Raw genomic sequence first — 2,797 nt, forward strand, 5'->3', positions numbered from 1 at the left:
TTCAACCTGACGGGTTTGCCAGCTTCGCTGGGCAAACAAAAAAGCCTGACCCTCAGGCCAGGCTTCTCTTCCGCGTTATCTCAAACGATCCGCGCTTTTATTTGTCGAGCGCAATTTGTTTCATATCGGTCATATAGCCGCGCAATTCCTCGCCGATATACTCAATCGGGTGGTTACGGATACGGTCATTGACCTCGATTAAGGTGGCATTGTCGACCTGGTTAGAGGTTTCTCCAAGCCCTTTACCAATCACATCTGCGCTCACTGTTGGCATAAAGTGTTCGCGCAGCAGCGGTGTCGCCACGTTTGCGAATAAGTAGTTGCCGTACTCAGCCGTATCGGAAATGACCACGTTCATTTCGTACAAGCGCTTACGCGCAATAGTATTGGCAATCAAAGGCAATTCATGCAATGACTCGTAATACGCTGATTCTTCGATAATGCCAGATGACACCATGACTTCAAAAGCAAGCTCGACCCCTGCACGCACCATAGCTACCATCAAAATGCCGTTATCAAAGAATTCCTGCTCACTGATGCTTACATCCGACTCGGGATAGTTTTCAAACGCGGTCTGTGCGGTTTCTTCACGCCATGTGAACAAGTCTTTATCGCCGTTTTCCCAATCGGCCATCATGGTCGCGGAGAAATGGCCAGCGATGATGTCGTCCATGTGTTTGTTATATAGGGGGCGCATCAGTTCTTTAAGCGACTCCGACAACTCAAAGGCTTTGATTTTCGCTGGATTGGATAAGCGATCCATCATGTGAGTGATGCCACCGAACTTTAGCGCTTCAGTAATGGTTTCCCAGCCATACTGAATCAATTTACCCGCATAACCTGGATCAACACCTTCTGCGATCATTTTCTCATAGCAAACGACCGAGCCTGCCTGCAGCATGCCACACAGGATGGTTTGTTCGCCCATCAGATCGGATTTCACTTCTGCTACGAATGAAGAGGCAAGTACGCCAGCACGGTGGCCACCGGTTGCAGCTGCCCAGGCTTTCGCAATCTCAAAGCCTTCACCTTTAGGATCATTTTCTGGGTGAACAGCAATCAGCGTCGGTACACCAAAGCCGCGTTTATACTCTTCGCGCACCTCGGTACCCGGGCACTTCGGCGCCACCATGACCACAGTAATGTCGTCACGGATGCGCTGACCCACTTCGACAATATTAAAGCCATGTGAGTAACCGAGCGCGGCGCCCTCTTTCATCAGTGGCATCACGGTTTCGACGACGTTGGAGTGCTGTTTATCAGGCGTGAGGTTAATCACCAAGTCTGCTTGTGGGATCAAATCTTGGTAGCTACCCACTTCAAACCCATGCTCAACCGCATTCTGATAAGAAGGGCGCTTTTCATCAATGGCAGCCTGTCGCAGTGCATAAGCCACATCAAGACCCGAGTCGCGCATGTTTAAACCTTGGTTGAGCCCTTGCGCACCACAGCCGACAATCACCACTTTTTTACCTTTGAGAAATTCGGCCTCGGTGGCAAATTCGTCACGATCCATAAATCGGCATACGCCTAATTGTTCCAATTGTTGACGCAAATTCAGGGTATTAAAGTAGTTCGCCATGGGGTGCTCCATTGATTCAAATCCGTGATTGGGTGTGTTTTCACCGCGTATTTTTGATACTACCCTAACCACTATATTGCCTAAAGTGATATATTCACAACATAACATTGCAATTACAGCAACAATAAAATCATGAATGCAAAGCAACTCACGGGCTTCCTCCATCTCTGTGACACCAAAAGCTACACCCGGGCCGCACAAGCGATGCACGTCAGCCCCTCAGCCTTGAGCCGAATCATCCAACGTCTTGAAGAAGATATCGGTCAGCCGCTGTTTATTCGCACCAATAAAGCGGTCGATCTCACCCCAGCAGGTAAAACGCTGCTTCCCGTCGCACGCGATATTCTTCAGCTTTGGCACACCACTAAAGCCAGTATCAATGAACATGCCTCTTTGCTCGGCGGTAAGCTCACGCTCTTTTGTTCAGTCACGGCAAGCTATAGCCATTTACCTGAGCTCCTCGCGCGGTTTCGTCAACAATACCCAAATATCGAGCTACAGCTTCTGACTGGCGATCCCGCCCAAGCAGAAGAGAAGGTGCAAGACAATAGCGCCGACATTGCCATTGCCGCTAAACCCAAACGCTTGTCATCCAGCTTGGTGTTTCAACCGATTGATACAGTCAGTTTGTCGGTTATCGCACCGGCAATGGCCAGCAGTGGCATTGACCTACAAGCCATTGACTGGCAGCACACACCATTAATCTTGCCCGAAGCAGGGACAGCGCGCGAACTCGCTGATCAATGGTTGACCAGTAAAGGTATCGAGCCAAACGTCTACGCACAAATAGCAGGCCATGAGGCGATTGTCAGTATGGTGGCATTGGGCTGTGGTATTGGTGTGGCGCCGGACGTGGTGATTGATAACAGCCCCGTAAAAGATAAGGTTGAGCGCTTACGCCAAGAAATTGTGCAACCTCTCGAGCTGGGCCTTTGTTGTAAAGCCTCCCGCGCTAAAGAGCCTTTACTCAACGCCCTACTCGGCGTCATGCGATAAACACAAAAGCCCCAACACTATGATACTGGGGCTTAAACGCAAAAAACCCCAGCTTTTCAGCTAGGGCTTCTAAGTAGTGGCGGAGGGCCGGGATTGCGGGCAATCGGGACTCATTCGCCCGCAGGGCGAACCTAGCCAATAACAAAAAACCCTACTAAATTTAGCAGGGTTTTTAAGTAGTGGCGGAGTGGACGGGACTCGAACCCGCGACCCCCGGCG

The 2,797-nt window shown here is 50.3% G+C and carries 2 protein-coding genes; one reads left to right on the forward strand and one right to left on the reverse strand.

Translation table 11 applies throughout. From position 1 onward, the window contains the following. Positions 1-97: 97 nt before the first annotated feature. Entirely contained in the window at positions 98-1,582 is a 1,485-nt protein-coding gene (gene ilvC, locus C7A19_RS14555; RefSeq protein WP_116645256.1) for a ketol-acid reductoisomerase, read from the reverse strand. Positions 1,583-1,714: 132 nt separating this feature from the next. On the opposite strand from ilvC, the gene ilvY reads away from it, so the two are divergent. Next, positions 1,715-2,578 (forward strand): HTH-type transcriptional activator IlvY, encoded by an 864-nt coding sequence (gene ilvY / locus C7A19_RS14560; protein ID WP_116645257.1) that lies wholly within the window; start codon positions 1,715-1,717, stop codon positions 2,576-2,578. The last annotated feature ends 219 nt before the right edge of the window (positions 2,579-2,797 follow it).

Source organism: Salinivibrio sp. HTSP, from assembly GCF_003390965.1.
In the GTDB taxonomy this organism is placed as follows: domain Bacteria; phylum Pseudomonadota; class Gammaproteobacteria; order Enterobacterales; family Vibrionaceae; genus Salinivibrio; species Salinivibrio kushneri.